This is a genomic window from Jeotgalibacillus alimentarius (genome assembly GCF_000829445.1).
Lineage (GTDB): Bacteria > Bacillota > Bacilli > Bacillales > Jeotgalibacillaceae > Jeotgalibacillus > Jeotgalibacillus alimentarius.
In genome coordinates, this window is record NZ_JXRQ01000017.1 from 1 (window position 1) to 24,724 (window position 24,724).

Genomic DNA, 24,724 nt, shown 5'->3' on the forward strand with positions numbered 1-24,724 from the left:
GAGGTCACACCCGTTCCCATGCCGAACACGGAAGTTAAGCTCTTCAGCGCCGATGGTAGTTGGGGGTTTCCCCCTGTGAGAGTAGGACGTCGCTAGGCATTATTCCACAGTAGCTCAGTGGTAGAGCAATCGGCTGTTAACCGATCGGTCGTAGGTTCGAGTCCTACCTGTGGAGCCATGGAGAGCTGTCCGAGAGGTCGAAGGAGCACGATTGGAAATCGTGTAGGCGGCTACCGCTGTCTCAAGGGTTCGAATCCCTTGCTCTCCGCCATTGCATACTGGCCCGTTGGTCAAGTGGTTAAGACACCGCCCTTTCACGGCGGTAACACGGGTTCGAATCCCGTACGGGTCACCATTTATATTTTACGACAACTTCCCTGGAGAATTAGCTCAGCTGGGAGAGCATCTGCCTTACAAGCAGAGGGTCGGCGGTTCGAGCCCGTCATTCTCCACCATTTTTAACTTTATATCGTCGCGGGGTGGAGCAGTTCGGTAGCTCGTCGGGCTCATAACCCGAAGGTCGCAGGTTCAAATCCTGCCCCCGCAATTACATGGTCCCGTGGTGTAGCGGTTAACATGCCTGCCTGTCACGCAGGAGATCGCCGGTTCGATCCCGGTCGGGACCGCCATTTTTATCTCACAGTTGAAAAAAACTTATTTACATAGTAAGATAGAAAATGCTTAAATATTTGGCTTTGTAGCTCAGTTGGTAGAGCAATGGACTGAAAATCCATGTGTCGGCGGTTCGATTCCGTCCAAAGCCACCATGTGTTGCCGGTGTAGCTCAACTGGTAGAGCAACTGACTTGTAATCAGTAGGTTGGGGGTTCAAGTCCTCTTGCCGGCACCATTCATATGGAGGGGTAGCGAAGTGGCTAAACGCGGCGGACTGTAAATCCGCTCCTTCGGGTTCGGCAGTTCGAATCTGCCCCCCTCCACCATTCATAGGGGCATAGTTTAAAGGTAGAACAGAGGTCTCCAAAACCTCCGGTGTGGGTTCGATTCCTACTGCCCCTGCCAATTTTAAAAAATAATATTACGGCGATTGTGGCGAAGTGGTTAACGCACCGGATTGTGGTTCCGGCATTCGTGGGTTCGATTCCCATCAGTCGCCCCATATATTGGGCTATAGCCAAGCGGTAAGGCAACGGACTTTGACTCCGTCATGCGTTGGTTCGAATCCAGCTAGCCCAGCCATTTTTTGCGGGAGTAGTTCAGTGGTAGAACACCACCTTGCCAAGGTGGGGGTCGCGAGTTCGAATCTCGTCTTCCGCTCCATTTTTATTTTGGCGGTATAGCCAAGTGGTAAGGCACGGGTCTGCAAAACCCTTATCACCGGTTCGAGTCCGGTTACCGCCTCCAAAAAATAAAATGATTCAGTTTGTAATACATGCATGAGTATGATAATATTCATATTGTCATGCCGATGTGGCGGAATTGGCAGACGCGCACGACTCAAAATCGTGTTCCTTCGGGAGTGCCGGTTCGACCCCGGCCATCGGTACCAGCATTTGCGGGTGTAGTTTAGTGGTAAAACCTCAGCCTTCCAAGCTGATGTCGTGAGTTCGATTCTCATCACCCGCTCCAACATACATAACCAACGCAGTGTTTCGTTTATCTAAAACGAAGCGTTGCGTTTTTTTATATGTAAAAAACATAAAAGCCCCACATAATGATGAGGCTTTTTGATCGGACGAAGCCGGATGATATAATACACTTATACGATTTGTGATGTGGCATTACCGCCATTTACCTGGATAAACATATGCTTTAATGAATCAAGCAGCTTTTCCTGATCCGCAGCTGGGAGAGAAGGTCTGAGGTAGACGATATGTACTGCTTCAGTCGTTTCTCTGCTGACGGAGGTTCTGAGTGAATCAACACTTGGGCTTCCAAAGGGTCCATAATCATCAGCAGCGATAATCAGGTTTTCGGCAGAATTGTCTCTGCCGTTTAAGCCTTCAAATTGTTCGTCCTTGCTGCCGACCCTGATCTCAACAGGACCGCTGATATTCTGGGCATCATATATACCAAGGGGCGTTTCATATTGAAGGGAAAAGAAATTATTCAGGTCAACTGCTGAATTGGCACTCGGCAGATAGTTTTGTTTTGATATTCTTCTGAGAAGTGCTTCTGTACTTGGTCTATACCTGTTGGGATCTTTCCCGAACTGTTTAAATAATTGTCTCCATTCAGCAATTCCTTCAAAGTCGGACGGCTTTTTATCCTTCAGATCAAAAAATAATGATTCCTGAAATAATTGAAGCCGTCCTTTTAACATTTGAGGTGAGTCGCTGACGGTGACGTTTCGATAATGAATGATGCCAAATGAATAATCTGATAGTGATGAATGAACTGAAACTTCCATAAGGTGGTCAACTCCTTTTGTATGCATTCAGTTTACCATTTCCATATAGAAAGGGGGATTAGAATGAATTATGATGCTTTAAAACAGGAAATTATTGATCATGCTGACGAACTTGGCATTGATAAAATCGGCTTTACGAGTGCGGATTTCTTTTCTGATCTGAAAGGCCGGCTGATCAGACAGGAAGCGCTGAATTATCAGTCGGGTTTTGAAGAAAAGGATATTGATAAGCGTGTAACCCCTTCGTTATTAATGCATGAGCCTAAGTCGATTATTTCAATTGCATTGGCCTATCCTTCTAAAATGAAGGATGCACCTAGAAGTAAAAAAGGTGAACGCAGAGGTGTTTTCGCGAGGGCATCCTGGGGAGAGGATTATCACACTGTTTTACGAAAAGCGCTTGAGCGCCTCGAGCAGTTTATACAGGAGAGAGTACCTGATGCCAGAATGAAGTCAATGGTTGATACAGGTGAGCTTGTAGACCGTGCTGTTGCCGAAAGAGCAGGCGTTGGATGGAGTGCCAAAAACTGTTCGATTATTACGCCTGAGTTTGGTTCTTATGTCTATTTAGGTGAAATGATTACAAATATTCCTTTCAGCCCGAATGAACCGATGGAGGATCAGTGCGGGGATTGTAATTTATGCGTGGATGTCTGTCCGACCGGAGCGCTTGTTCAGGGAGGACAGCTGGATGCGAAAAAGTGTATTGCATTTTTAACGCAGACGAAGGATTTTCTGCCTGATGAATATCGCACTAAAATCGGGAATAGGCTGTATGGATGTGATACGTGTCAGACCGTCTGCCCCAAAAATAAGGGAATTGATATGCACAAGCATCCAGAATTTGAGCCTGATCCTGAGATTGCGAAGCCGCTGCTTGAACCACTTCTGACAATCAGCAATAGAGAGTTCAAAGAAAGCTACGGTCATGTGTCAGGTTCATGGAGAGGCAAGAAGCCGATTCAGCGTAATGCGCTGATTGCACTGGCTCATTTTAAAGAAGCGTCAGCACTGCCATCTATTTTTGAAGTAATGCAGCATGACGTGCGTCCTGTTATGAGAGGTACAGCTGCCTGGGCTGCAGGGAAAATCGGCGGTGAAGAAGCTGAGAAGATGCTGTTGAAACAAAAAGAGCTTGAACAGGACGAAGAGGTGTTAAAAGAGATCGAGAAAGGCTTATCACTTTGTAAGTGAGGGGTGTTGAGTACATGTATAATGGCGTACTTGCTGCTGAATATGCTGAGGAGTGGTGAGATAAACGGAATCCCGCGTTCCCTGCTTTTCCGGTAGATTGTACGAACTTTGTCTCGCAATGTCTGCTTGTAGGCGGACTCGTGATGAGAGGGTATCCGGACCGTTACAGAGGCTGGTGGCTGCAGGGCGGACAGTGGAGTCTCAGCTGGGCAGTTGCGCATTCTATGCGCTGGTTTCTTGAGGAGGCAGCTGAAAGAGTGGCAGATGCTTCTATGCTGAAGGTTGGAGATGTGATCTGCTATGATTTCGCAGGGGACGGCAGAGTAGACCATACTGCCATTGTGACGGTGATTGACTCAGGGGTGCCTTATGTGAATGCGCATACGAATGACAGCAGGCACAGATTATGGACATACAGTGATTCAGCTGCTTATTCGCCATCGATCAGGTATTATTTTTTTCACCTTTCGTGATAGAATAGAGAATGGCTCAGCCGAAATAGACGATGAGGTGAAGAAATTGGGATTACACGTTGTTTTATATCAGCCGGAAATTCCTGCTAACACAGGTAATATTGCACGTACCTGTGCAGCAACCGGTACATCACTACATTTAATCAGGCCGCTTGGCTTTTCTACAGATGATAAAATGCTCAAACGTGCAGGACTTGATTACTGGCAGCATGTTGATATTCATTACCATGATTCGCTTGAGGATTTTTACCAGGCAAGTGAGGGTGGAGAATATTTCTACCTGACCAAGTATGGCACGCAGCCACACTCAACGTTTGATTATAGTGATGTAGAAAAAGATTTCTATTTTGTTTTCGGGCGGGAAACATCAGGGTTACCGGATGACGTCATTGAAAATAATAAAGACCGCGCGCTTCGCATTCCGATGAATGAGCACGTGCGTTCACTGAACTTATCCAATACTGCAGCGATTCTTGTATATGAAGCGCTGAGACAGCAGAATTTCCCTTCGCTTGGGTGAAGGTAAGGCCATAGTCGTTTAGACTATGGCTTTTTTATATGTAAAGTTCGTGTCAATCAAAATACATAATGTTTGAATCGCTGTATTCCAAAACGCTACACTTAATAAAGGTTAGAGTATGAAAGGTGGAGGTAAATATGAACAGAACAATTGAAACGATGTTAAATCACAGATCTGTCAGAAAATTCAAAGATGAAAAATTATCGCCTGAGCAGGTTCAGATGATTGTAGAGGCTGCTCAGATGGCATCAACGTCAAGCTTTATTCAGGCCTATTCAATTATTGGTGTAACTGATCCTGATAAAAAGAAAAAGCTGGCTGAACTCGCAGGCGGGCAGGATTATGTATCAGACAGCGGTCACTTTTTTGTGTTTTGTGCAGACCTCTACAGACATTCATTGATCGGTCAGTGGGAAAGTGCGGATGTGGAAGACTCTATTACGTCGATGGAAAAATTCATGGTATCAGTTATTGATGCTTCACTGGCAGCTCAAAATGCAGCTGTAGCAGCTGAATCAATGGGGCTGGGTATCTGTTATATTGGCGGCCTGAGAAATAATCTGCCTGAGGTTTCTGAGCTGCTGGAAACGCCTGAGCATGTCATTCCCCTATTTGGCTTAACAGTTGGCGTACCGGATCAGGAAACAGCTGTAAAACCGAGAATGCCATTTCAGACGATCTATCACGAAAACAGTTACAGACATCAGGAAGAAACAGTGAAGCAGGAGCTTTATGAATATAATGAAGCAATCTCAGCTTATTATCATGACCGCACAGCAGGTAAAAGATCCGATAAATGGACAGAGCAGATGGCAACTATGCTGCAAAGGAAAAACAGAATGTATATGAAGAATTTTGTGGAGGAGAAAAACTTCGCGAAAAAATAAAAAAAGCTGCGATCGCAGCTTTTTTTAGTTGTTTTTAGTTTTGCCCGGCTTATCGTTATAACCGGCTGTAAAGATTGCTGCAAGGAATGCTACGCAAATACCTAGAATAAGTGCTGTACCCATCTCATATACCTCCCGGATAAAGTATGAATCATGTCATATATTTTTAAGTATACATGATTATCTTGAATAAAGAAATGACTGTCCTGTGAATATGCATATTTCAGCTCACTTTGCTCATGAATACAGCATGTGCTGCATACCGTTTTATATGAGAGCGAAGAGGGGGAGAATCAGATGGATATGTTAAAACGGGTGGCAGACTATCAGCTTGAAGAGTCGATGCTGAAATGGGAAGGGACCTTCTCCGATTATTTAGAGATGCTTAAAAGCCGGCCCTGGATTGCACAATCTGCACATTCCAGGATTTATCATATGATCAAAGATGCAGGAACCGAACAGATCAATGGACGAAAAAGCTACCGGTTTTTTAACCGTCATTTATTCGGTCTTGAAGAAGCACTTGAGCGGCTCGTGGAAGAATACTTTCATCCAGCGGCAAGACGGCTTGATGTGAAAAAGAGAATTCTTTTATTGATGGGTCCTGTAAGCGGTGGTAAATCAACGCTTGTGACACTTTTGAAAAGAGGGCTGGAGCAGTATACGAGAACAGATCGCGGTGCAGTCTATGCGATTAAAGGGTGTCCGATGCATGAAGATCCGCTTCATCTAATTCCTGAAGCACTGCGGGAAGATTTCTTTAAGGAATATGGAGTCCGAATTGAAGGGCACCTGTCACCATTAAATATGATGAGACTCGAAAAGGAGTTCGGTAACAGAATTGAGGATGTTCCGGTGGAGCGGGTATTTTTTTCAGAGGATAAACGAACAGGGATTGGTACATTCAGTCCGTCTGATCCAAAGTCACAGGACATTGCAGACCTGACAGGAAGTCTGGATTTTTCAGCGATTGCAGAATACGGTTCGGAGTCGGATCCGCGTGCGTACCGTTTTGATGGTGAGTTAAATAAGGCGAACCGCGGACTGATGGAATTTCAGGAAATGTTAAAGTGTGATGAGAAATTTTTATGGCATTTACTTTCATTGACGCAGGAAGGGAATTTTAAAGCAGGAAGATTTGCACTCATCTCTGCAGATGAAATGATTGTCGCTCATACGAACGAAACGGAATATCGTTCGTTTATTTCCAATAAGAAAAACGAAGCGCTTCACTCCAGAATGATAGTCATGCCGATGCCTTATAATCTGCGTGTGTCTGAAGAAGAGAAAATATATGAAAAACTGATCTCACAAAGTGATGTGGCGGATGTGCATATTGCGCCTCATACACTCCGGACAGCAGCGATCTTTACTGTGCTGACACGACTGAAAGAGCCTAAAAGAAAAGACATTAACCTGATCAGTAAAATGAAAATGTATGACGGAGAATCGGTTGAAGGGTTTGGAGAGGCTGATGTTGAAGAGCTGAAGCGGGAACATACCGGAGAAGGGATGGAAGGGATTGATCCACGTTACGTACTTAACCGGATCTCTTCTACAATTATTAAGAAGGAACTGTCCTCCATTAATGCGCTCGATGTTTTAAGGTCACTTAAGGAAGGCTTTGATCAGCATGCTTCTATTTCAAAAGAAAGCAGGGAGCATTACCTGACCTGTATTTCACTTGCGAGAAAAGAGTTTGATGATCTGGCTAAAAAAGAAGTCCAGAAAGCATTCGTATATTCGTATGAAGAATCTGCAAAAACGCTGATGGACAATTATCTTGATAATGTTGAAGCATATTGCCATAAGTCAAAGCTGAAGGATCCATTAACAGGGGAAGAAATGCATCCTGACGAGCGGCTGATGCGTTCAATTGAGGAGCAGATTGGCGTTTCTGAAAACGCGAAAAAAGCATTCCGTGAAGAGATCCTGATCAGAATCTCAGCATTTGCACGGAAAGGTAAACGGTTTGATTACCAGTCACACAGCCGTCTGAAAGAAGCGATTCAAAAGAAGCTGTTTGCTGATCTGAAAGATGTCGTCAAGATCACCACATCTTCAAAAACGCCGGATGAGCTGCAGCTGAAGAAGATGAATGAAGTGATCGCAAGGCTGATTGATGAATATGGCTACAATTCTACAAGCGCAAATGACCTGCTTAAATATGTAGGATCACTGTTAAACAGGTAGCGTTTTTTAAAACGGTAATGAGGGTAATGGGACAGTAGAGGTGATGAACGATGACTAAGAAAGAAGAAGTGAAAAACGATATTCCGGAAAACAGTTCCATGGCTGGTGATCTGGAGGAAATGGATCAGCTTGGACGCCAGATGGAAAAGATGAGAACCAATGAACAATTAAAAAAGCACCGGGAGCCCGGGACTGAGCAGTATGAAGAAGAGGAGTAGATCCTCTTCTTTTTTTCGGTTTTTAGCTGGGAGCTGGTTTTGAGGATAGGTTGAAGTGAGTGATTCAAGTATTTGAAGGGGCGGGGTATTCGATCAGCTTTTGGGATTTATCTTTGACCTTTTAATAGGATTCAATCAGCAATCATATTTATTCAACATCTGCTCATGATCTCTTGGATATATCGATGAGCTTTTGATTTTTGTCTATCATCTTTCATGTTATTTCAATGACCTTTCTATTTTTTCGGGCAGCTGACGCTTTAACTCAATCATTTTTTGGCGCTAACGCGTCTTATGCCTGTCAGAGCTGACCGAGCGCCCTCCACTTTTCATGAGATCCAGTTCCGGTGCCCAGCCCCTCGAGTCATAAGCTACGCTGAGAAAATGGGAAAGGTCACCCATTTTTCTCAGCGCATCTTATGCTTGTCGGGGCTAAACGGGGCACCTCCACTTTTCATCATTTGACTGAATTTTCTAATAATGATACACTATAAAAAAATCGGAGGGGATTTTTTATGCCAGGCAGAGAGTATTTTAAGGAGCTTGAGCCGGTGAATGGGAGTATGGCTAGTAATATGGAAGAGCTGGTGATGCTCGGTAAGCAGATGGAGAAGATAAGGTCAGGCGGAGAGTTAAAGTCCAGTAAGAAATTGTCCGATCCAATTCAATATGAAGAAAAGTCATGAAATAACCAGTCTGAAAAACTGGTTATTTTTTTTGAAACTTTTTAAATAGGGAATACGTATAAGAGGTATCAATTGAAATTAAGCACTGTGCCTTTTAATATCGTACTTACAGAAAGGACTTGATGATGAATGAAGATTTCTACAATTATGAAGTGGGTGACGGGCAGTCTTGAGGCTGTGCTGGCCATTCCGATTCTCGGTGGTACACTAATTATCTCCACGGGCTGGTCGATACTGTGGATTATGCTGGCTCTGCATATTGTTGCTTTAATATTCGCTGCACGTGAATTCACATCGAAAACAGGAAGTATTTTCGGTATCTTTACATCTGTATTCGGATTCGTACCGCTGCTTGGATTTATCATGCACGTCATCACAGCAATCATCCTGCTGCTTGATGCCTCACGTTCAACAGCAAAAGAGAAAAGTTTCTAAAAGTTACAAGTAAATAATAAATATACGAAGAAACGAATGTACGCTGATAGATATCAGAGGTGAACGTAGCGGAAGGCGGCGACTCCAGCAGGTTAAGACGGACAGCTGAGACCCCGCAGCGCGAAGCGTGAGGAGGCTTAGCGCCGTCCCTGCGGAAAGCGCCGCCTGCAGCGCAGTGAACCGGTTAGTTACGCTGAGACAAGCTAATTGTCTCAGCGTTTTTCTTTTCCCTGAAATCATAAGCAATAATTTAAGCCTGCCCTCATACAATAGAGAAAAGATGAAGGGTGAGGCGATATATGCAGGGTTCTACCGTATCAAAAGAAGACTGGTCCCTGCATCAACAGGGCCAGGAAGACCAGAAGAGACACAACAGGAAAATCCAGCAGGCAGTAAAAGACAGACTACCCGAACTGATCACAGAAGAAAATGTCATTATGTCAGACGGCAAAAAAATGGTGAAGATTCCTGTGCGATCACTTGATGAATACAAAATCCGCTATGATCATTCAAAAAAGAAGCATATAGGTCAGGGTAACGGAGACAGTGGGGAAGGAGATGTTATTGCAAGGTCGCGTGACGGGGGAGGCAGACAGGCGGGCAGTGAACCGGGTGAAGATTATGTGGAGGCGGAGGTATCCATAGAAGAAATTGAGACCGCCCTGTTCAGTCAGCTCGATCTTCCTGATTTTAAGCAGAAAGAAGAAGTAGAGGCTTCAAAAGAAGGGATACAGTTCACTGATATCAGAACAAAAGGACTGACTGGCAATATTGATAAAAAGAAAACCATGATGACAGCATTCAAACGTAATGCGATGAATGGGGAAGCGGGATTTCATCCGATTCTACCTGAAGATATCCGTTATAAAACATGGACGGAATCAAAAGAAAAAGAGTCAAAGGCAGCCGTTATTGCGATGATGGATACGAGCGGGTCAATGGGTATGTTTGAAAAGTATATTGCGAGGAGCTTTTTCTTCTGGCTTGTGAAGTTTTTGAACCTTCATTACGCACATGTTGAAATCAGATTTATTTCACACCATACAGAAGCTAAAGAAGTCGAAGAGGAAACGTTTTTTACAAAAGGGGAAAGCGGTGGAACGATTTGTTCGTCAGCTTATAGAAAAGCGCTTGATATTGTGGGGAGTGATTATCCGCAGGAAAGGTATAATGTCTATGCCTTTCACATTTCAGATGGCGATAACCTGACTTCAGATAATGAAAAGTGTCTGCCGCTGATTCAGAAACTTGCTGAACATTGCAATATGGTCGGGTATGGGGAAGTAAGCCAGTACCATCGCCAGTCTTCTCTCATGTCTGTTTTTGCAAAAGCCGAAGAAGAAGAGATCAGAACGTTTATCATGAGAAGGAAAACAGAGGTGCTTGATGCGTTAAAATATTTTCTCAGCAAAAAATCCCACGTCTGAGGACGCGGGATTTTATTTTTTCGTTTTGTTAAAGCCCAATGTTGTTTTAGCACAGCTGTTGATTGAAGCGGAAATCAACAGCCAACTTTAAAAGAGCTATTTAATGTGGAAGGAAAACCAGCTGATAAGCGAACAGCACTGCAAATAAATAGACAAGAAAGTGAACTTCTTTCCATTTTCCCTTAACAATTTTTAAAATTGGATAAGAAATAAATCCAAGGGCGATGCCTGTTGCAATACTTGATGTCAGCGGCATACTCAGGATAATCAGAAACGCAGGAAACGCTTCATCAATCTCACCCCATTTAATATGGGAGATGCTGCTCATCATCAGGCTGCCGACGATAATCAGTGCAGGAGCAGTAATAGCTGAAACGCCTGATACAGCACTGACGAGAGGTCCGAAAAAGGCTGCTGCAATGAATAGTACTGAGACCGTTACAGTAGTTAATCCTGTTCGTCCGCCTGCTGCGACACCTGATGATGATTCGATATAAGCGGAAGTCGGGCTTGTACCAACCATTGCCCCTGCAGTAGCAGCGATCGAATCAGCTAACAGTGCCTGACGTGCGCGCGGCATGGTTTTACCCTTCATCAGACCGGCCTGCTGTGCAACACCAATCATCGTGCCGGTTGTATCAAATATGGTTACTAACAGGAATGAAAAGACAACGGCGAATAAACCATATTCAATGACATCACCAAATGCTGCAATCGGGTTGGAAATAATAATTCCTTCCGGCAGACTTGGCAGTGCGACTACCCCGTTGAACTCGAGCTGCCCTGTAAAATAGGCAATGGCCCCTGTCACAATCATACCAATGAATAGCGCACCGTTAACATTTAAAGCCATTAAAATCAGTGTGACTGCAAGACCTGTAAATGCCAGAATAACAGACGAAGAATGAAGGTCACCAAGTGCGACAAGGTTGTCCAGGTGCGCAACGATAATACCTGTCATTCTCATTCCGATAAAAGCAATGAATAGACCGATTCCGGCTGTAATTCCGTGCTTCAGGTTATCAGGAATCGCTTCTATGAGCTTTTTTCTGAAAGAAGTCAGGGAAAGAATCGTAAAGATCACTCCGGCGACAAATACGGCTGCAAAAGCAACTTCATACGTAATATTTGTGTTAGTGCCGACAACTGAAAAGGCAAAGTATGCATTGAGCCCCATACCTGGTGCAATGGCAATTGGATAATTTGCCATTAGAGCCATCCAGAGAGTTCCGATCACTGTGGCAATAATTGTTGCAAGAAATACCTGGTCAAAAGGCACGCCTGCACTTGAGAGGATAATCGGATTCACAACAACGATATAAACCATTGTCATAAATGTGGTAAAGCCTGCTAAAAGCTCAGTTTTAACAGTCGTATTATTTTCTTTTAAATGAAAGCGAAACATCATATCAGTCCTTTGTTAAAATACGAACGTTTAAAAGCACAAGTTATATAATATTCGTTTATAGCATAAGATTCAACCCTTTTTGATCAAAATTTTTTATATTCTTGACTCTGTTAAAGATGGCTGTTGATTTCCGCTGCAGGGGGAACGCTTTCCGCATGAGCCGTCATTTTGGCTCCGGTTCAATCGAGCCTCCTCGACGCTGCGGGTCTGCGGGGTCTCACCTGTCACGCTTCTCCTGCTGGAGTCGTCCCCCTTCCACTGCAATCACCAGCTGTGCTAAAACAACATTGGTCTTTAACGTACCTATATTCTTAATAAATTTTATTTAAGCTGATGATTTCACACAAACCTGCTTTCATTCGGTTCGTCCTTCGATTAAGATGAATGAAAAGAGAGCAGGGGGTAATAGGATGTTTCGCGAACTACAACATTTATCTGCACCGGAGCAGGCTGAATTCATCACAAGAAAGCTGATTGCAATGAAGAGTTATACGGGGTCACAGGGTGAAGTACATAAAGTAGAACAGATTTTTGAATGGATCTCTTCATTTCCTTATTTTCAGGAAAATCCTGAACATGTGTGGATACAGGAGATAAAAGATGACCCATTTGGCAGAAAGAATGTCTGGGCGATGCTGCCTGGAGAGTCTGATAAAACTGTGCTGTTCCACAGTCATATTGATACTGTCGGCACAGAAGATTTCGGATCACTTCAGCAGATGGCTCATGACCCGGACAGTCTTGAAGCATTCTTTAAGGGATTTCCGGGAGATTACCGCGTAAGGCAGGAGGCTGGTTCCGGACAATGGTTGTTTGGCAGGGGATCACTTGATATGCAAAGCGGGGCAGCGATTCATCTGGTGAACCTTCTGCAGTTATCTGAAGAAAAAAGAGATGGCCATATGCTGTTTTTATTTAATCCGGATGAAGAAAGTGAACACGCAGGGATGCTTGGGGCACTCCATGAACTCGCCCGTCTGAAAAAGGAGATGAAACTCGATTATGTGGCAGCGATCAATAATGACTTTATCGCACCAATGTATGACGGTGACCGCACGAAATACATTTATACAGGTGCAGCGGGGAAGGTCCTTCCATGCTTTTATATATACGGCAGAGAAGCGCACGTTGGAGATGTGCTGACTTCAATTGACCCGACGCGTATTGGGGCTGAGCTAAACCGCAGAATCAATCAGAATATTGACCTTGCTGAAGATCTGGAAGGGGAATACGTGCTTCCACCGGCCTGTCTTCATTTTAAAGACGATAAAAAAGATTATAATGTACAGACTGCAATCAGTGCTCACCTGTACTTCAACTATTTCGTATTTGAACAGACGGCACAGGACGTACTTGAGAAACTGCGTAAAATTTCAATTGAAGCAGTATATGAGATCAGCAGAGAGAGTACGAAAAAATACAGAGACTTCCGAATCAAGCACGGATTTCCGCCGAGTGACTGGAATTTTCAAATGGATGTCTGTACATTCAGCGAGCTGGAATCGTCGTTGAGAGCGCAGGGAATCGATGTGGAAAGTAAGTTAAATGAGGTTGTGAAAAAATATAAGGGGAAGGACAAACGGGAAGCAGCTTTTGCGCTGGCTGAAGCGCTTCAACAGCTTGACCCTGAGAAAACACCGCGCGTACTCTTGTTTTTCGCACCGCCATTTCTTCCACATAATTATCTGAGCGATAAAAATGAGCATGGTGCGGACATTATGAAAAAACTTGAAAAACATTTGCAAATTACCTCAGAAAGAGAAGGAGAAGAATTTGTCACAAAGCGTTTCTTCCCGTATCTTGCAGATGGGAGCTTTCTCTCACTTCATGAGTCAGAAGAAGCGATTGAAATGTTAAAAAGAAATATTCCGCGCATGCAGGATCTCTACCCGGTTCCTGTACACCTGATCCGCGAGCTGAACATCCCATCAATCAATATCGGCGTCTACGGACGTGATGGACACAAGTGGACAGAGCGGGTCTATAAGCCATACACATTCGGCATCCTGCCGGGACTTATCAAAGACTTTGCAAAAGATCTTGTGAAATAAACATCATAAAAAGCTGAGACAATTTGTCTCAGCTTTTTATGATTATACATATTCTACCAGGTCATCAATGTTGATTCTGCCGGATTTGCGGGCTTCTTTGGCCGCTTTACCAACCGTAATCAGCATAACAGGCACATAGCGGTCTGAGATCTCGAATTCTTCAACCAGACCTGCATCGCTGAATCCACCGATCGGGCACGTATCCCAACCCTTCGCTTTTGCAGCAATCATGAATTGCATTGCAGCAAGTGAAGCATTCGAGAACGCTGCATCGCGTGCAAACTGTTCATTTTCATAAGCGCCTTGAATCTGTCCGTTCAATGCCTGTTTAATTTCCTCAGACATTGATCCTTCTTCAACTGCAGGATCGAAAACAGTATCTACATTTTCATTCGCACGCAGATCGCCAAGCACAGCAATGACAGCTGAAGCATCCGTGATCTGCTGCTGGTTATAGGCGATTGGAAGCAGACGTTCCTGCGATTCAGGATTGTGGAAAGCGAGAAACTTCCAGTGCTGAAGGTTCCACGCTGATGGTGCCTGTCCCATCGTCTGAAGAAGCTCATTCAGCTCTTCACGGCTGATCTCAGCTTCCGGATCGTATTGTTTAGTTGCTCTTCTTTCAAAAAGTACATCAAGTACGTTTTTCTCTAAAGTTGTTGCAGCCATAGTGGGTCTTCCTCCTTAAAAATGTATCAGATTATATCAGTTACTTTAAGTTATCAGCGCCCACTATAGTATACAAAAATGGTGATTGTCAAGAAATAAGGTGCAGCTATTAAGCTGACTTTATCTCAGATATCCATCTGGTGAACTAGTCGAAAAACTGTTCCAACTGATGAAGTCTATTACTCTTTGATGCATCACCGGGTTTTCTTGCTTCACCGATAAAGTATTTTTTGAAGTCCATTCCTGTAAATTCAAAAATATGCTTAAACTGCAGAATAAGCGGTAAGCCTTTTATATCAACCTGATCACCGCCGCAAGTGATCACATATGAAGGTGTGTTTTTCACCCGCTCTTTAAAGTCCAAATCAGGATCCCTCATTGCCTGGGACCATCTGTCAATAAACGTTTTCATATAGCCACTCATGCCATACCAGTATAATGGTGTAGCAAAAAGGACAGCATCCGCAGATAGCATGGTTTCTATCACTTGCGTATGGTCATCATCTACAGGGCTGAAACCGGACTCATCGTGCCGCTGATCATGAATCTGCTGAATATCCAATTCTCTTAACCGTATCCACTTTACTTCACCTTTATAAGAAGCAGCTGCTTTCTCTGCAAAATATTCTGAATTACTGTTTTCGCGTGAACTTCCGCTAATGATACACAATGTCATGTCACTAATTCCTCCTATTCAAACAAATTGTACCCTTTCAACATTCTATGTCAACAAACGGTTCATGATACTTTGAAACTGAGATTTTCGAAACTATGTTTATTTTAAGTGAATTTAGGAAATAATATAAAGCGTGAAATCATTTTTAGAAAATTAAATTGATTCAAGGAGTGATTGTGAAATGTCAAACGTAAAATTAGCGATTATTTATTACAGTTCAACAGGAACAAATTATCAGCTTGCGAAGTGGGCGGAAGAAGCAGCGAAGGAATCCGGAGCTGAGGTTAAGGTATTAAAAGTTGAAGAGACTGCACCACAGCAGGCCATTGCTTCAAATCCTGCATGGAAAGAGCATTATGAAGAAACAAAAGATGTGCCAGTTGTTACGTTAAATGATCTTGAGTGGGCGGATGCGTATATTTTCAGTATTCCGACACGTTACGGTACTATGCCGGCACAGATGAAAAACTTTATTGATACAACAGGTGGTCTTTGGTTCAATGGTAAGCTAGTCAATAAGGTAGTCAGCGGCATGAGTTCCGCTCAAAACCCGCACGGTGGCCAGGAAGCAACCATTTTGAACCTTTACACAACCATGATGCACTGGGGTGCAATCATTGCAGCACCAGGCTATTCTGATCCGGTCACGTTCGCTTCAGGTGGAAATCCGTACGGCACGAGTGTGACAGTGGACCAGGACGGCAATATGAAAGAAGACGTTAAAGACGGTGTTAAATACCAGGCAAAACGCACAGTAGAAGTAGCAAAGTGGGTTAACGCAGGTAAGGCATAAAAGAAAAACGCAGAGGCTCATGCCTTTGCGTTTTTTAGTGCAAATGAAAATATGCCGGCGGGGCGGCTTCAACTTCGATCAGCTCAAGCGTAAACGGATGTTCAAATGACAGCTTTTTTGCATGTAATGCCTGGCGATCGTACATTTTATTGTGTGATCCGTAAAGTGTATCACCAGCGATCGGATGTCCAATGTGGGACAGATGCACTCTGATCTGATGAGTACGGCCGGTTTCAAGATTTAATTCAGCCAGTGACAGATGTTTTTCAGCATCATATTTTAACCTGCGGTAGTGTGTGACTGCTTTTTGCCCGCCTGGTGAAACTCTTCTTCTGACTGGATGATGTCTGTCTTTTCCGATTGCCTCAGAAATCGTTCCATGCTGATCAAGCTGACCCTCTGCGAGCGCAAGATAAGTACGTTTAATTAGTCTTTTTTCAAGCATCTGATCAAGCAGAGGTTTAATTGCCGGGTGTTTTGCAAAAAGGATTGCACCTGTCGTATCGCGATCAAGCCTATGAACCGGCTGCGCATAACCGCTATGTCCGTTTGAGAGTAAGGCATGTATTACAGCGTTTTGCAGCGTCTTTGTATCAGCCTCACTATTTGGATGTGTATCTGTATCTGCCGGTTTATTGACGATCATAAGGTGCTCGTCCTCAAATAAAATATCAATCTCTTTTTCCCAGGCTGGCGCTGACGGCTGAGCAACATATTCAATAGATAGAAGATCACCTGTTGAGAGAGGATCCTTCCAGGGCTTCAGCTCTCCGTTAATAAAGATACTCTTTTCCATTCTCCACTGGTGAATGGTTTTTTTACTGAATGCCAGCTCTTCTTTCAATAGTGTATCAAGCGTTTTACCATCCCACTCGGGGTGAACGGTGATTGTAAATGATTGTTTCACTGATTTAAGCTCCTTTCGAATATTTATAATGAAAAAACTGCCAGGAAGTTTTACTCCTGGCAGTGTTCATATTATCCGCCTGTTACGTTCCGTTCAAAGAACTCGCGGTAATCTTCCTCAGGTGCAGCACCGACAATACCGTCAACCGGCTCACCATCTTCAAAGTGAATTAAAGTAGGTGTTGACTGAATGCCGTATTTACTCCCCTGATCCTGGAACTCAATTAAGTTCATCTGAACCATATCAACGCCCATTTCTTCAGCGAGTGGTGCAAGCATTGGTGTAGTTTCAAGACAGTATTGACATTCAGGGCTGAAGAAATACACGGTTGTCGGTTCACCGCTTGTAATGCGCTCCTCAAGTTCATCCGGCAAAATCTGATTCTGATAGTTTTCGTTATCCAGCAGATCAATAGTAGACTGTTCCAGATCGTCTTTTCCATATGGATTTCCTTCGACTTTTGATTCGTTTTGCATATTAGTGATCAGTGCAATGGCAGCAAAAATTAATACGATTACACCGCCAAAGAGTAATACTTTTTTCATGATTGTGTTGCTCCTTTCGATTGCTTAAGAATAATCAGGCTGAATACAAAAATAATCGTAAAGGCTGTCAGTGCTAAAAATGGAATTGTAATAAAGCCAGCCCAGTTAATATATTCCCCTGTGCATGGGACCATCCCGCATGACGGAGCAGAAGATGACAGGGCATCAATCTTTTGAATACTGTAATGGTAAATGGATATACATCCGCCAATCCCTGACAGAATTGCTGAATAGAGGGCAGCTTTTGCATCCTTTTTAATCACTGCAATCAGCAGGATCACTGCGAGCGGGTACATAAAGATTCTCTGATACCAGCAAAGTTCACAAGGCTCAAAGCCTCTGATCTCAGAGAAGTACAGTGAACCCATCACAGCAGTAAACGCAGCAGCCCAGGCAGCAAAAAGCATATTTTCTATCTTTTTGGTCATTAAGACGCCTTCTTTCACAAAAAAACTATTGTCATTGAAGATTGTAAAAGTTAATTGTGAATAATACAAGCTTTGAAAATCAGGTATGGGAAATTACATATTGAATTTGTCTAAAGTTTGGCACAAAAAGTATGGAAGCTGTTATTATTATTAATTGGGTTTATAATTAAATGAATACACGTTTGAGGAGTGAAACCTATGTCTGAGAAACTGGATTTGTCTCAATTTGAGAAAAAGATGATCATTCGTAAAATGATTCATGCTGATATAGATAAAATTATTCATATGCAAAGACTGTGTTTCCCTGGCATGCAGCCATGGAAAGTGGAACATCTTGAAAGTCACCTTGAAATGTTCCCGGACGGTCAGCTTGTAGCGGAGCTTGATGGGGATATTATCGGGTCATGCTCAAGTCTGATTATTAACTTTGATGAATATGACGACCGCCATACGTGGGATGACGTAACAGATGAAGGGTACATTACAAATCATAATCCGGACGGCTATAACCTGTACGGGATCGAAGTGATGGTTCATCCCGATTTCCGCCGGATGAAAGTCGGTCACAGACTGTATGAAGCAAGAAGAGAACTTGCGCGGGAATTCAATCTGAAAAGTATTATCATCGGCGGGCGTATTCCAAACTATCATAAATACGCAGGCGAAATGTCTCCTCGTGAATACGTAGATTCAGTTCAAATGCATAAAATCTATGATCCGGTCCTGTCATTTCAGCTGATTAACGGTTTTACACTGATGAGGATCAATCCGAATTATCTTCCGGACGATAAGCAGTCGAATAAGTATGCAACATTAATGGAATGGAACAATGTGGACTACCGTCCGAAGACGAAGAGACACTTTAAGACAAGCCACCCTGTGCGCATCTGTGTGGTTCAGTACATGATGCGTCAGATCGATTCTTTCACAGATTTTGCAAATCAGGTTGAATACTTTACAGATGTGGCATCAGACGCACAATCAGATTTTGTTGTGTTTCCTGAGATTTTTACTACTCAGCTGATGTCCTTCCTGAACGAAAAGTCTCCGAGTATGGCAGTCAGAAAGCTGACAGATTACACGGAAGAGTATATTGAACTCTTCACAGATCTTGCAGTGCGCTACAACGTTAATATTATTGGCGGCTCTCACTTTGTAAAAGAAGAAGATGACGAGATTTATAACATCGCTTATCTGTTCAGAAGAGACGGAACGATTGAGAAGCAGTATAAGCTTCACATCACACCAAACGAAAGAAAGTGGTGGGGAATCAGCCCGGGAGATACAGTACGTGTATTTGATACTGACTGTGGAAAAATCGCAATTCAGATCTGCTATGATATTGAGTTTCCTGAGCTTGCACGTATCGCAACGGATATGGGCGCAAAGATTATCTTCACGCCATTCTGTACAGAAGACCGTCAGGGGTATCTGCGTGTAAGATACTGCTCACAGGCACGTGCTGTTGAAAATCAGATCTACACAGTGATTTCAGGTACAGTCGGCAACCTGCCGGAAACTGAAAACATGGATATTCAGTATGCACAATCAGCAATTTTTGCACCGTCTGACTTTGAATTTGCGCGTGATGGTATTGTAGGAGAGACAGATCCAAACCTTGAAATGGTGATGATCGGTGACGTTGACCTTGAAATTCTGCGTCGTCAGCGCCAGGGCGGAACCGTGCGCCAGCTGAAAGACCGCAGACATGACATCTATTCAATCAACTATAAAAAGCAGTAATCTTAAAGGACATGACAAACCTTCTTGCATGAAGGTCTGTCATGTCCTATTTTTACGGGCTTCTTTCAGACTTTTCAATATTCAATACAGGGCGTGCGTGCTACAATAAGAAAAAAGTGGAGGGGATTTTATGAGCGTACAACAGGTTTATAATAAATGGGTTACTTTTGACGGGCTGGACCAGGAGCTTCACGCTGAGCTGGCAGCGATGAAAGGCAATGATAAAGCGATAGAAGATGCGTTTTATAAAAATCTTGAATTCGGCACAGGCGGTATGCGCGGAGAAATTGGAGCAGGAACGAATAAGATGAATATCTATACTGTCCGCAAAGCAGCTGAAGGGCTCGCTAAGTACATAGAAAAAAATGGTGAAGATGCAAAGAAGAAGGGTGTCGTGCTGGCCTATGACTGCCGCAGAAAATCTCCGGAATTCTCACTTGAGATTGCACGCACGCTCGCCTCTCACGGCATTAAAACATATGTGTTTGAGTCATTGCGCTCAACACCTGAACTGTCATTTGCCGTACGTCACCTTGGAACGTTCATGGGTGGAATGACAACAGCCAGTCATAACCCGCCGGAATACAACGGCTTTAAAGTGTATGGTGCGGATGGTGCACAGCTGAACCTGCAGGATGCTGACGATGTGATTGATGAAATTAACATCATTGAAAATGAGCTGGATATTCAGGTGAAGCCTGTGGATGAACTGAAAGCTCAGGGTCTGATCGAAATGGTAGGAGCAGACGTGGATGACGCTTATGCAGAGCACCTGATCACTGTATCTGAAAAGCCGCAGATGGCAAGAGAAACGGACCTGAAAGTTGTCTTCTCACCACTTCACGGTGCATCGAATGTAATGGTTCAGCGCGGACTGAAAGCGCTTGGGTATGACGTGCATGTAGTAACAGAGCAGGAACAGCCTGACTCTGAATTCCCTACTCTTAAATCTCCTAACCCTGAGGAGCCGGGTGCATTTGAACTTGCGATCCGTGACGGGAAAGAGATTGGAGCAGATCTTTTAATCACTGCTGATCCGGATGGAGACAGACTGGGTCTTGCTGTTCAGGGACCGAACGGTGAGTATACACTGCTGACAGGGAACCAGACTGGTGCGATCCTTCTTGATTATCTGCTTGCCAGAAAAAAAGAAAAAGGTCACCTGCCTGAAAACGGACGCGTGTTTAAGACCATTGTAACCTCTGAAATCGGCCGGAAAGTAGCTGAGCATTACGGTGCAACTGCTGAAGACGTACTGACAGGGTTCAAATTTATCGGAGAAAAAATTAAAGCTTACGAAGCAACAGGTGAGTACGCATTCCTGTTTGGCTATGAAGAAAGCTATGGCTATCTGGTAAAAGACTTTGCACGTGATAAAGATGCGATTCAGGCTGCCCTTCTTGCGACAGAAGCAGCTGCTTATCATAAAGCTGAAGGAAAGACACTATATGAAGTACTGCTGGCACTTTATGAGGAGCACGGTTACTTTAAAGAAGACCTTGAATCGATCACGATGAAAGGAAAAGACGGTGCTGAAAAAATTCAGTCTCTGCTTTCGTCACTGCGCGAAAAACCATTGTCTGAAATTGCAGGACTGTCAGTTGATGCTCAGGAAGACTATCTAACATCACTGCGCCGGCACTCAAAAGAAGGGGCAGAATATAAAATCAATCTTCCCTCATCTAACGTACTGAAATATTTCCTTGAAGATGGTTCGTGGGTATGTGTACGCCCAAGCGGCACAGAACCGAAAATCAAATTTTACTTCAGCGTAATCGGGTCAACACTTGAAAACAGTGAAGAAAAACTAAACAGTGTTAAAGATTCCTTCATGGAAAAAATCCGTGCTGAATTGAATAATTAATTCTTTCTAAAAAGTTGAGAAAAAGTATTGGTTCTTATCTGAATCACAGGTGAACGTAGCGGAAGGCGGTGACTCCGGGACGATTAGCGGGATAGCTGAGACCCCACAGCGCAAAGCGCGAGGAGGCTTGGGATGGGGCCAAAAAACGGCCCACATCCGGAAAGCACCGCCTGCAGCGCAGTGAACCGGTTATTGAATAAAGAGGCTGAGACACCAATGTCGCAGCCTCTTTTCAGTCTATTGACTGATTAGTTCAACCCTGTTTTTACCCTATAATAAAAACAGACGAAACGGATGGTGATCGAATGAACGATCCAACTCACGTGACAATCCTGAAAGAAATCGCTGAACTTCTCAACGAAGAAACAGAAATTGAGTCGATGCTTCAGGGTTCACTCGAAAAATTCCTTGAAGGAACACACTTCCACACCGGCTGGATCTTTTTTATCGAAGAGAGCGGCAGGCACACGCTGATTGCCCATGAAAATCTTCCTGAGGTACTTATGCATAAGGATTGCTTTTATATGAAAAATGGGGGCTGCTGGTGTGTTAATCGTTTCAGGCAGGGGAGATTGAAAAAAGCCTCGAACATTATTGAGTGCAAGCGGATCACTGAAGCGCTTCATAAAAGCAGTGAGAATCCTGAAGGTATTACACACCATGCGACAGTACCCCTTCAGTCTGGAAACGAACGTTTTGGACTGTTAAACGTTGCAACGCCCGGTAGAAGAAGCTTTGAAGAACATGAACTCGCGCTCTTAGAATCCGTAGCCTTTCAGATCGGCTCAGCGATTAAAAGGATGCAGCTGACGAAAAAAGAACAAGAAGTAGCGCTGATGCAGGAGCGTAACAGATTAGCACGCGATCTCCATGATTCAGTCAATCAATTATTATTTTCAATGACGCTCACTGCAAGAGGGGGAGCGGAAATGACTGATGATCAAGAGGTGAAAGAGACATTTCACAGCCTTCAATCTCTTGCACAGGAAGCATTGACTGAAATGAGAGCGCTGATCTGGCAGCTTCGTCCAAAAGGAATGGAAGGCGGCTTGACAGAAGCTTTGAATGGGTTTGCAGAGATGCTTGGATTAAAAGCATCTATCAAGATAGAGGGAGTACTGAATCTCCCCGCCAAAGTGGAAGAAACGATATTCAGGATCGGTCAGGAAGCCATTACAAACTGTAAAAGGCATGCTGAAGCAAAAGATATCTATATATGGATTGAAGCGAAGGGCGATAAAGTTGAGATGACAATCCGTGATTTTGGCAGAGGTTTTTTCCCTGAGCATACAGACAAAGTGCCATCAGTCGGCTTATCAAGTATGCAGGAGAGAACGCGTCTGTTAAATGGAGAGTTCTCATTGAAAAGTGCCCCGTCAGAGGGAACACAGATTAAGGTCATACTGCCTTACTAGGAGGAACTGCTGTGACAATAAAATTACTGATCGCTGATGATCACCATGTTGTAAGAAGAGGACTTGTCTTCTTTTTAAAAACACAAAAAGATATTGAAATTGTTGGAGAAGCAAAAAATGGGGTAGAGGCAGTAGCAATGGTGAAGAAGTTTCAGCCGGATGTCGTACTCATGGATCTTGTGATGCCTGAGATGGACGGGATCGAAGCAACGAGAGAGATTAAGCGTGCACTGCCATCAACAGAGATTATGATGCTGACAAGCTTTTCAGATCAGGATCACGTCGTGCCAGCCATTGAAGCAGGTGCTGCCGGCTATCAGTTAAAAGATATAGAACCTGATGAGCTTGCTGATTCAATCAGAAAGCTCGTAAAAGGTGAAAATACGCTCCATCCAAAGGCAACCAGTCACCTGATGACACGCACGAACCCGGACCAGCAGTCACCGCATGAGATTCATCAGCTAACAAAAAGAGAGAAAGATGTACTGCTTGAACTTGCCAAAGGGAAAAGTAATAAAGAGATTGCTGCTTCACTGTTTATTACAGAAAAAACCGTGAAAACGCATATATCCAACCTTTTCTCAAAGCTTGAAGTATCAGACCGCACGCAGGCTGCGCTTTATGCAGTCAGACACGGCCTTGCTTCCCCTGACAGAAAGTTTTAGATGAAACCGGAATGTTTTTATTCCGGTTTTTTTCATTGGGTATGTTTGCGGGTGGACAGTACTGATTAAACCATCTTTATAGTGGGTAACACAAAAGAAAGACAAAAGGAGGACTTCATCATGAAAGCACTATTATTAAAAGATAAAGGAACATGGCGGGATATGTTGGTTGAAGAGTTTGAAAAACCTGTTCCTGCCGCAGATGAAATTCTTGTCAAGGTAAAGGCAGCCGGGTTGAATCCGGTCGATTATAAAACAGGCGAAAACGGATCACCGGCGTGGAGCTACCCGCATATTCTGGGTCTCGATGCAGCAGGGGTCATTGAAGAAACCGGTTCAGAAGTAACGGAAGTTAAAAATGGTGACCGTGTCGTGTTTCTCGCAGATATGGCCCGCAAAGGTGCGTTTGCTGAATATATCGTGACAAAAGCGCATACCGTTTCAGTTCTGCCTGAAGAAGTTTCATTTACAGATGCTGCAGCCTTACCGGTAGCTGCCTATACTGCTTATCAGGCATTGTTTTTCAAGCTACATATTCAAAAGGAAAAGTCGATTCTGATTCACGCAGGTGCAGGCGGTGTAGGTGGTTTTGCTATCCAGCTTGCGAAATATGCAGGATTAACAGTCATTACAACGGCTTCAGAGGAAAATCATGCGTATGTAAAACAGCTTGGAGCAGATTTTGCGATTGATTATAAAAAGGAAGACTTTGTTGAGAAGACAAAAGAATATACTAATGGCCTGGGCGTAAACTATGTGCTGGATACTGTCGGCCGTGAAAACGCTACGAAATCTCTTGAGACGCTTGCATTTAATGGACATATCGCATTTATTGCAGGTCAGCCTGAAATGAACGAATCGATATCATTTGCGCACCCGGTCTCATTTCACCATGTAGCACTTGGCAGCGTATATCAGTCAGGTAATCCTGATGAAGAAAAGTCGCTTAAGACGATTGGTGATCATCTGGTTGAGCTGCTGATAAAAGGTGAAATCAAAAGTCTGGTCAATCAGGTTATTTCACTCGAAGAAGTACCTGAAGGCCTTGAAGAACTCGAAACACGGAAAGTCAAAGGCAAAATTGTTGCTGAAATCAATTAATAAAAGACCGGGAGCCCAGGCTTCCGGTTTTCTTTGTAAGGGAATAATAAGAGGATCTG

At 43.7% G+C, this 24,724-nt stretch carries 22 protein-coding genes, 16 tRNA genes, 1 rRNA gene and 1 pseudogene; 33 read left to right on the top strand and 7 right to left on the bottom strand.

The genetic code is table 11. The features are described from left to right. The 17 genes from rrf to KP77_RS07230 all read left to right on the top strand — a co-directional run. Positions 1-98 (top strand): 5S ribosomal RNA (gene rrf / locus KP77_RS17535); the annotation flags it as partial. 5 nt (positions 99-103) lie between these two features. Then, positions 104-178: transfer RNA gene (locus tag KP77_RS07155), tRNA-Asn, on the top strand. Position 179: 1 nt separating this feature from the next. Further along, positions 180-271, top strand: a tRNA-Ser gene (locus KP77_RS07160). A 9-nt stretch (positions 272-280) separates the two neighbouring features. Further along, positions 281-355, top strand: a tRNA-Glu gene (locus tag KP77_RS07165). A 24-nt stretch (positions 356-379) separates the two neighbouring features. Next, positions 380-455: transfer RNA gene (locus KP77_RS07170), tRNA-Val, on the top strand. Positions 456-473: 18 nt separating this feature from the next. Further along, positions 474-547: transfer RNA gene (locus tag KP77_RS07175), tRNA-Met, on the top strand. A gap of 6 nt (positions 548-553) precedes the next feature. After that, positions 554-629, top strand: a tRNA-Asp gene (locus KP77_RS07180). A gap of 62 nt (positions 630-691) precedes the next feature. After that, positions 692-767, top strand: a tRNA-Phe gene (locus KP77_RS07185). A gap of 6 nt (positions 768-773) precedes the next feature. Beyond that, positions 774-849, top strand: a tRNA-Thr gene (locus KP77_RS07190). Between the two features lie 7 nt (positions 850-856). After that, a tRNA-Tyr gene (locus tag KP77_RS07195) sits at positions 857-940 on the top strand. Positions 941-945: 5 nt separating this feature from the next. After that, a tRNA-Trp gene (locus KP77_RS07200) sits at positions 946-1,019 on the top strand. 21 nt (positions 1,020-1,040) lie between these two features. Further along, positions 1,041-1,116: transfer RNA gene (locus tag KP77_RS07205), tRNA-His, on the top strand. 5 nt (positions 1,117-1,121) lie between these two features. Next, a tRNA-Gln gene (locus KP77_RS07210) sits at positions 1,122-1,196 on the top strand. A gap of 6 nt (positions 1,197-1,202) precedes the next feature. Further along, positions 1,203-1,277 (top strand) — tRNA-Gly (locus KP77_RS07215). 10 nt (positions 1,278-1,287) lie between these two features. Next, a tRNA-Cys gene (locus KP77_RS07220) sits at positions 1,288-1,361 on the top strand. A 60-nt stretch (positions 1,362-1,421) separates the two neighbouring features. Next, positions 1,422-1,506, top strand: a tRNA-Leu gene (locus KP77_RS07225). A gap of 6 nt (positions 1,507-1,512) precedes the next feature. After that, positions 1,513-1,586 (top strand) — tRNA-Gly (locus KP77_RS07230). A 130-nt stretch (positions 1,587-1,716) separates the two neighbouring features. Here KP77_RS07230 and KP77_RS07235 read toward each other — a convergent pair. Further along, positions 1,717-2,367, bottom strand: coding sequence for a B3/B4 domain-containing protein (locus KP77_RS07235; protein WP_041122059.1), 651 nt, complete (start codon positions 2,365-2,367; stop codon positions 1,717-1,719). A 63-nt stretch (positions 2,368-2,430) separates the two neighbouring features. Between KP77_RS07235 and queG the strand changes: the two genes are divergently transcribed. The 9 genes and pseudogenes from queG to yhbH all read left to right on the top strand — a co-directional run bounded on the left by queG (position 2,431) and on the right by yhbH (position 10,400). Continuing rightward, positions 2,431-3,561, top strand: coding sequence for a tRNA epoxyqueuosine(34) reductase QueG (gene queG / locus KP77_RS07240; protein ID WP_041122060.1), 1,131 nt, complete (start codon positions 2,431-2,433; stop codon positions 3,559-3,561). A 74-nt stretch (positions 3,562-3,635) separates the two neighbouring features. Continuing rightward, positions 3,636-4,034: pseudogene (locus tag KP77_RS07245) on the top strand (amidase domain-containing protein); the annotation flags it as partial. A gap of 46 nt (positions 4,035-4,080) precedes the next feature. Then, positions 4,081-4,554, top strand: coding sequence for a tRNA (uridine(34)/cytosine(34)/5-carboxymethylaminomethyluridine(34)-2'-O)-methyltransferase TrmL (gene trmL / locus KP77_RS07250; RefSeq protein ID WP_041122061.1), 474 nt, complete (start codon positions 4,081-4,083; stop codon positions 4,552-4,554). 137 nt (positions 4,555-4,691) lie between these two features. Continuing rightward, positions 4,692-5,441: an oxygen-insensitive NADPH nitroreductase gene (nfsA, locus tag KP77_RS07255; protein WP_041122062.1), complete on the top strand. Its 750-nt coding sequence runs from the start codon at positions 4,692-4,694 to the stop codon at positions 5,439-5,441. 297 nt (positions 5,442-5,738) lie between these two features. Next, positions 5,739-7,634: a PrkA family serine protein kinase gene (locus tag KP77_RS07260; RefSeq protein ID WP_041122063.1), complete on the top strand. Its 1,896-nt coding sequence runs from the start codon at positions 5,739-5,741 to the stop codon at positions 7,632-7,634. A gap of 50 nt (positions 7,635-7,684) precedes the next feature. Further along, positions 7,685-7,852 (top strand): hypothetical protein, encoded by a 168-nt coding sequence (locus KP77_RS18305; protein WP_200889058.1) that lies wholly within the window; start codon positions 7,685-7,687, stop codon positions 7,850-7,852. A gap of 515 nt (positions 7,853-8,367) precedes the next feature. After that, positions 8,368-8,538, top strand: coding sequence for a hypothetical protein (locus KP77_RS17955; RefSeq protein WP_152614692.1), 171 nt, complete (start codon positions 8,368-8,370; stop codon positions 8,536-8,538). A 129-nt stretch (positions 8,539-8,667) separates the two neighbouring features. Continuing rightward, positions 8,668-8,973, top strand: a complete 306-nt coding sequence (locus KP77_RS07265) for a hypothetical protein (protein WP_041122064.1) — start codon at positions 8,668-8,670, stop codon at positions 8,971-8,973. 299 nt (positions 8,974-9,272) lie between these two features. Continuing rightward, positions 9,273-10,400: a sporulation protein YhbH gene (gene yhbH, locus KP77_RS07270; protein WP_041122065.1), complete on the top strand. Its 1,128-nt coding sequence runs from the start codon at positions 9,273-9,275 to the stop codon at positions 10,398-10,400. Positions 10,401-10,500: 100 nt separating this feature from the next. Here yhbH and KP77_RS07275 read toward each other — a convergent pair whose 3' ends face one another. Further along, entirely contained in the window at positions 10,501-11,808 is a 1,308-nt protein-coding gene (locus KP77_RS07275) for an NCS2 family permease (RefSeq protein WP_456152086.1), read from the bottom strand. Positions 11,809-12,218: 410 nt separating this feature from the next. Between KP77_RS07275 and KP77_RS07280 the strand changes: the two genes are divergently transcribed. Continuing rightward, positions 12,219-13,859: a M20/M25/M40 family metallo-hydrolase gene (locus KP77_RS07280; RefSeq protein WP_041122067.1), complete on the top strand. Its 1,641-nt coding sequence runs from the start codon at positions 12,219-12,221 to the stop codon at positions 13,857-13,859. Positions 13,860-13,901: 42 nt separating this feature from the next. Here KP77_RS07280 and KP77_RS07285 read toward each other — a convergent pair whose 3' ends face one another. Together KP77_RS07285 and KP77_RS07290 are read right to left on the bottom strand one after the other, a co-directional pair. Then, entirely contained in the window at positions 13,902-14,528 is a 627-nt protein-coding gene (locus tag KP77_RS07285) for a nitroreductase family protein (protein ID WP_041122068.1), read from the bottom strand. 145 nt (positions 14,529-14,673) lie between these two features. Further along, positions 14,674-15,204, bottom strand: a complete 531-nt coding sequence (locus KP77_RS07290; protein ID WP_041122069.1) for a flavodoxin family protein — start codon at positions 15,202-15,204, stop codon at positions 14,674-14,676. 181 nt (positions 15,205-15,385) lie between these two features. Between KP77_RS07290 and wrbA the strand changes: the two genes are divergently transcribed. Then, positions 15,386-15,997, top strand: a complete 612-nt coding sequence (wrbA, locus tag KP77_RS07295) for an NAD(P)H:quinone oxidoreductase type IV (protein ID WP_041122070.1) — start codon at positions 15,386-15,388, stop codon at positions 15,995-15,997. A 34-nt stretch (positions 15,998-16,031) separates the two neighbouring features. Here the strand turns inward: wrbA and KP77_RS07300 are convergent, their stop codons facing one another. The 3 genes from KP77_RS07300 to KP77_RS07310 all read right to left on the bottom strand — a co-directional run bounded on the left by KP77_RS07300 (position 16,032) and on the right by KP77_RS07310 (position 17,877). Next, positions 16,032-16,904 (bottom strand): RluA family pseudouridine synthase, encoded by an 873-nt coding sequence (locus KP77_RS07300; RefSeq protein ID WP_041122071.1) that lies wholly within the window; start codon positions 16,902-16,904, stop codon positions 16,032-16,034. Between the two features lie 71 nt (positions 16,905-16,975). Beyond that, the gene (locus tag KP77_RS07305) at positions 16,976-17,449 is read right to left on the bottom strand and encodes a thioredoxin family protein (protein WP_041122072.1); all 474 of its coding nucleotides are present in this window, start codon (positions 17,447-17,449) and stop codon (positions 16,976-16,978) included. Further along, positions 17,446-17,877: a disulfide oxidoreductase gene (locus KP77_RS07310; RefSeq protein ID WP_041122073.1), complete on the bottom strand. Its 432-nt coding sequence runs from the start codon at positions 17,875-17,877 to the stop codon at positions 17,446-17,448. Before KP77_RS07310 ends, KP77_RS07305 begins: the two co-directional genes overlap by 4 nt. A 198-nt stretch (positions 17,878-18,075) precedes the next feature. On the opposite strand from KP77_RS07310, the gene KP77_RS07315 reads away from it, so the two are divergent. From KP77_RS07315 to KP77_RS07335, 5 genes are all read left to right on the top strand, one after another. Then, positions 18,076-19,620, top strand: a complete 1,545-nt coding sequence (locus KP77_RS07315) for a bifunctional GNAT family N-acetyltransferase/carbon-nitrogen hydrolase family protein (RefSeq protein ID WP_041122074.1) — start codon at positions 18,076-18,078, stop codon at positions 19,618-19,620. A gap of 130 nt (positions 19,621-19,750) precedes the next feature. After that, a complete protein-coding gene (locus tag KP77_RS07320; protein WP_041122075.1) occupies positions 19,751-21,484 on the top strand; it encodes a phospho-sugar mutase in 1,734 nt (577 codons plus the stop codon). Positions 21,485-21,789: 305 nt separating this feature from the next. Next, positions 21,790-22,899 (top strand): GAF domain-containing sensor histidine kinase, encoded by a 1,110-nt coding sequence (locus KP77_RS07325; protein ID WP_041122076.1) that lies wholly within the window; start codon positions 21,790-21,792, stop codon positions 22,897-22,899. Positions 22,900-22,910: 11 nt separating this feature from the next. Then, positions 22,911-23,564 carry a response regulator gene (locus tag KP77_RS07330; protein ID WP_041122077.1) on the top strand — a complete coding sequence of 218 codons (654 nt, stop codon included), beginning with the start codon at positions 22,911-22,913 and terminating at the stop codon, positions 23,562-23,564. 120 nt (positions 23,565-23,684) lie between these two features. Then, on the top strand, positions 23,685-24,665 hold the full coding sequence (locus KP77_RS07335; protein ID WP_041122078.1) for a zinc-binding dehydrogenase: 981 nt from the start codon (positions 23,685-23,687) through the stop codon (positions 24,663-24,665). The last annotated feature ends 59 nt before the right edge of the window (positions 24,666-24,724 follow it).

Coding starts and splice junctions, on each gene's coding strand:
- KP77_RS07235 (WP_041122059.1), bottom strand. CDS start 2,367: ATGGAAGTTTCAGTTCATTCATCACTATCAGATTATTCATTTGGCATC.
- queG (WP_041122060.1), top strand. CDS start 2,431: ATGAATTATGATGCTTTAAAACAGGAAATTATTGATCATGCTGACGAA.
- nfsA (WP_041122062.1), top strand. CDS start 4,692: ATGAACAGAACAATTGAAACGATGTTAAATCACAGATCTGTCAGAAAA.
- KP77_RS07260 (WP_041122063.1), top strand. CDS start 5,739: ATGGATATGTTAAAACGGGTGGCAGACTATCAGCTTGAAGAGTCGATG.
- KP77_RS18305 (WP_200889058.1), top strand. CDS start 7,685: ATGACTAAGAAAGAAGAAGTGAAAAACGATATTCCGGAAAACAGTTCC.
- KP77_RS17955 (WP_152614692.1), top strand. CDS start 8,368: ATGCCAGGCAGAGAGTATTTTAAGGAGCTTGAGCCGGTGAATGGGAGT.
- KP77_RS07265 (WP_041122064.1), top strand. CDS start 8,668: ATGAAGATTTCTACAATTATGAAGTGGGTGACGGGCAGTCTTGAGGCT.
- yhbH (WP_041122065.1), top strand. CDS start 9,273: ATGCAGGGTTCTACCGTATCAAAAGAAGACTGGTCCCTGCATCAACAG.
- KP77_RS07275 (WP_456152086.1), bottom strand. CDS start 11,808: ATGATGTTTCGCTTTCATTTAAAAGAAAATAATACGACTGTTAAAACT.
- KP77_RS07280 (WP_041122067.1), top strand. CDS start 12,219: ATGTTTCGCGAACTACAACATTTATCTGCACCGGAGCAGGCTGAATTC.
- KP77_RS07285 (WP_041122068.1), bottom strand. CDS start 14,528: ATGGCTGCAACAACTTTAGAGAAAAACGTACTTGATGTACTTTTTGAA.
- KP77_RS07290 (WP_041122069.1), bottom strand. CDS start 15,204: ATGACATTGTGTATCATTAGCGGAAGTTCACGCGAAAACAGTAATTCA.
- wrbA (WP_041122070.1), top strand. CDS start 15,386: ATGTCAAACGTAAAATTAGCGATTATTTATTACAGTTCAACAGGAACA.
- KP77_RS07305 (WP_041122072.1), bottom strand. CDS start 17,449: ATGAAAAAAGTATTACTCTTTGGCGGTGTAATCGTATTAATTTTTGCT.
- KP77_RS07310 (WP_041122073.1), bottom strand. CDS start 17,877: ATGACCAAAAAGATAGAAAATATGCTTTTTGCTGCCTGGGCTGCTGCG.
- KP77_RS07315 (WP_041122074.1), top strand. CDS start 18,076: ATGTCTGAGAAACTGGATTTGTCTCAATTTGAGAAAAAGATGATCATT.
- KP77_RS07320 (WP_041122075.1), top strand. CDS start 19,751: ATGAGCGTACAACAGGTTTATAATAAATGGGTTACTTTTGACGGGCTG.
- KP77_RS07325 (WP_041122076.1), top strand. CDS start 21,790: ATGAACGATCCAACTCACGTGACAATCCTGAAAGAAATCGCTGAACTT.
- KP77_RS07335 (WP_041122078.1), top strand. CDS start 23,685: ATGAAAGCACTATTATTAAAAGATAAAGGAACATGGCGGGATATGTTG.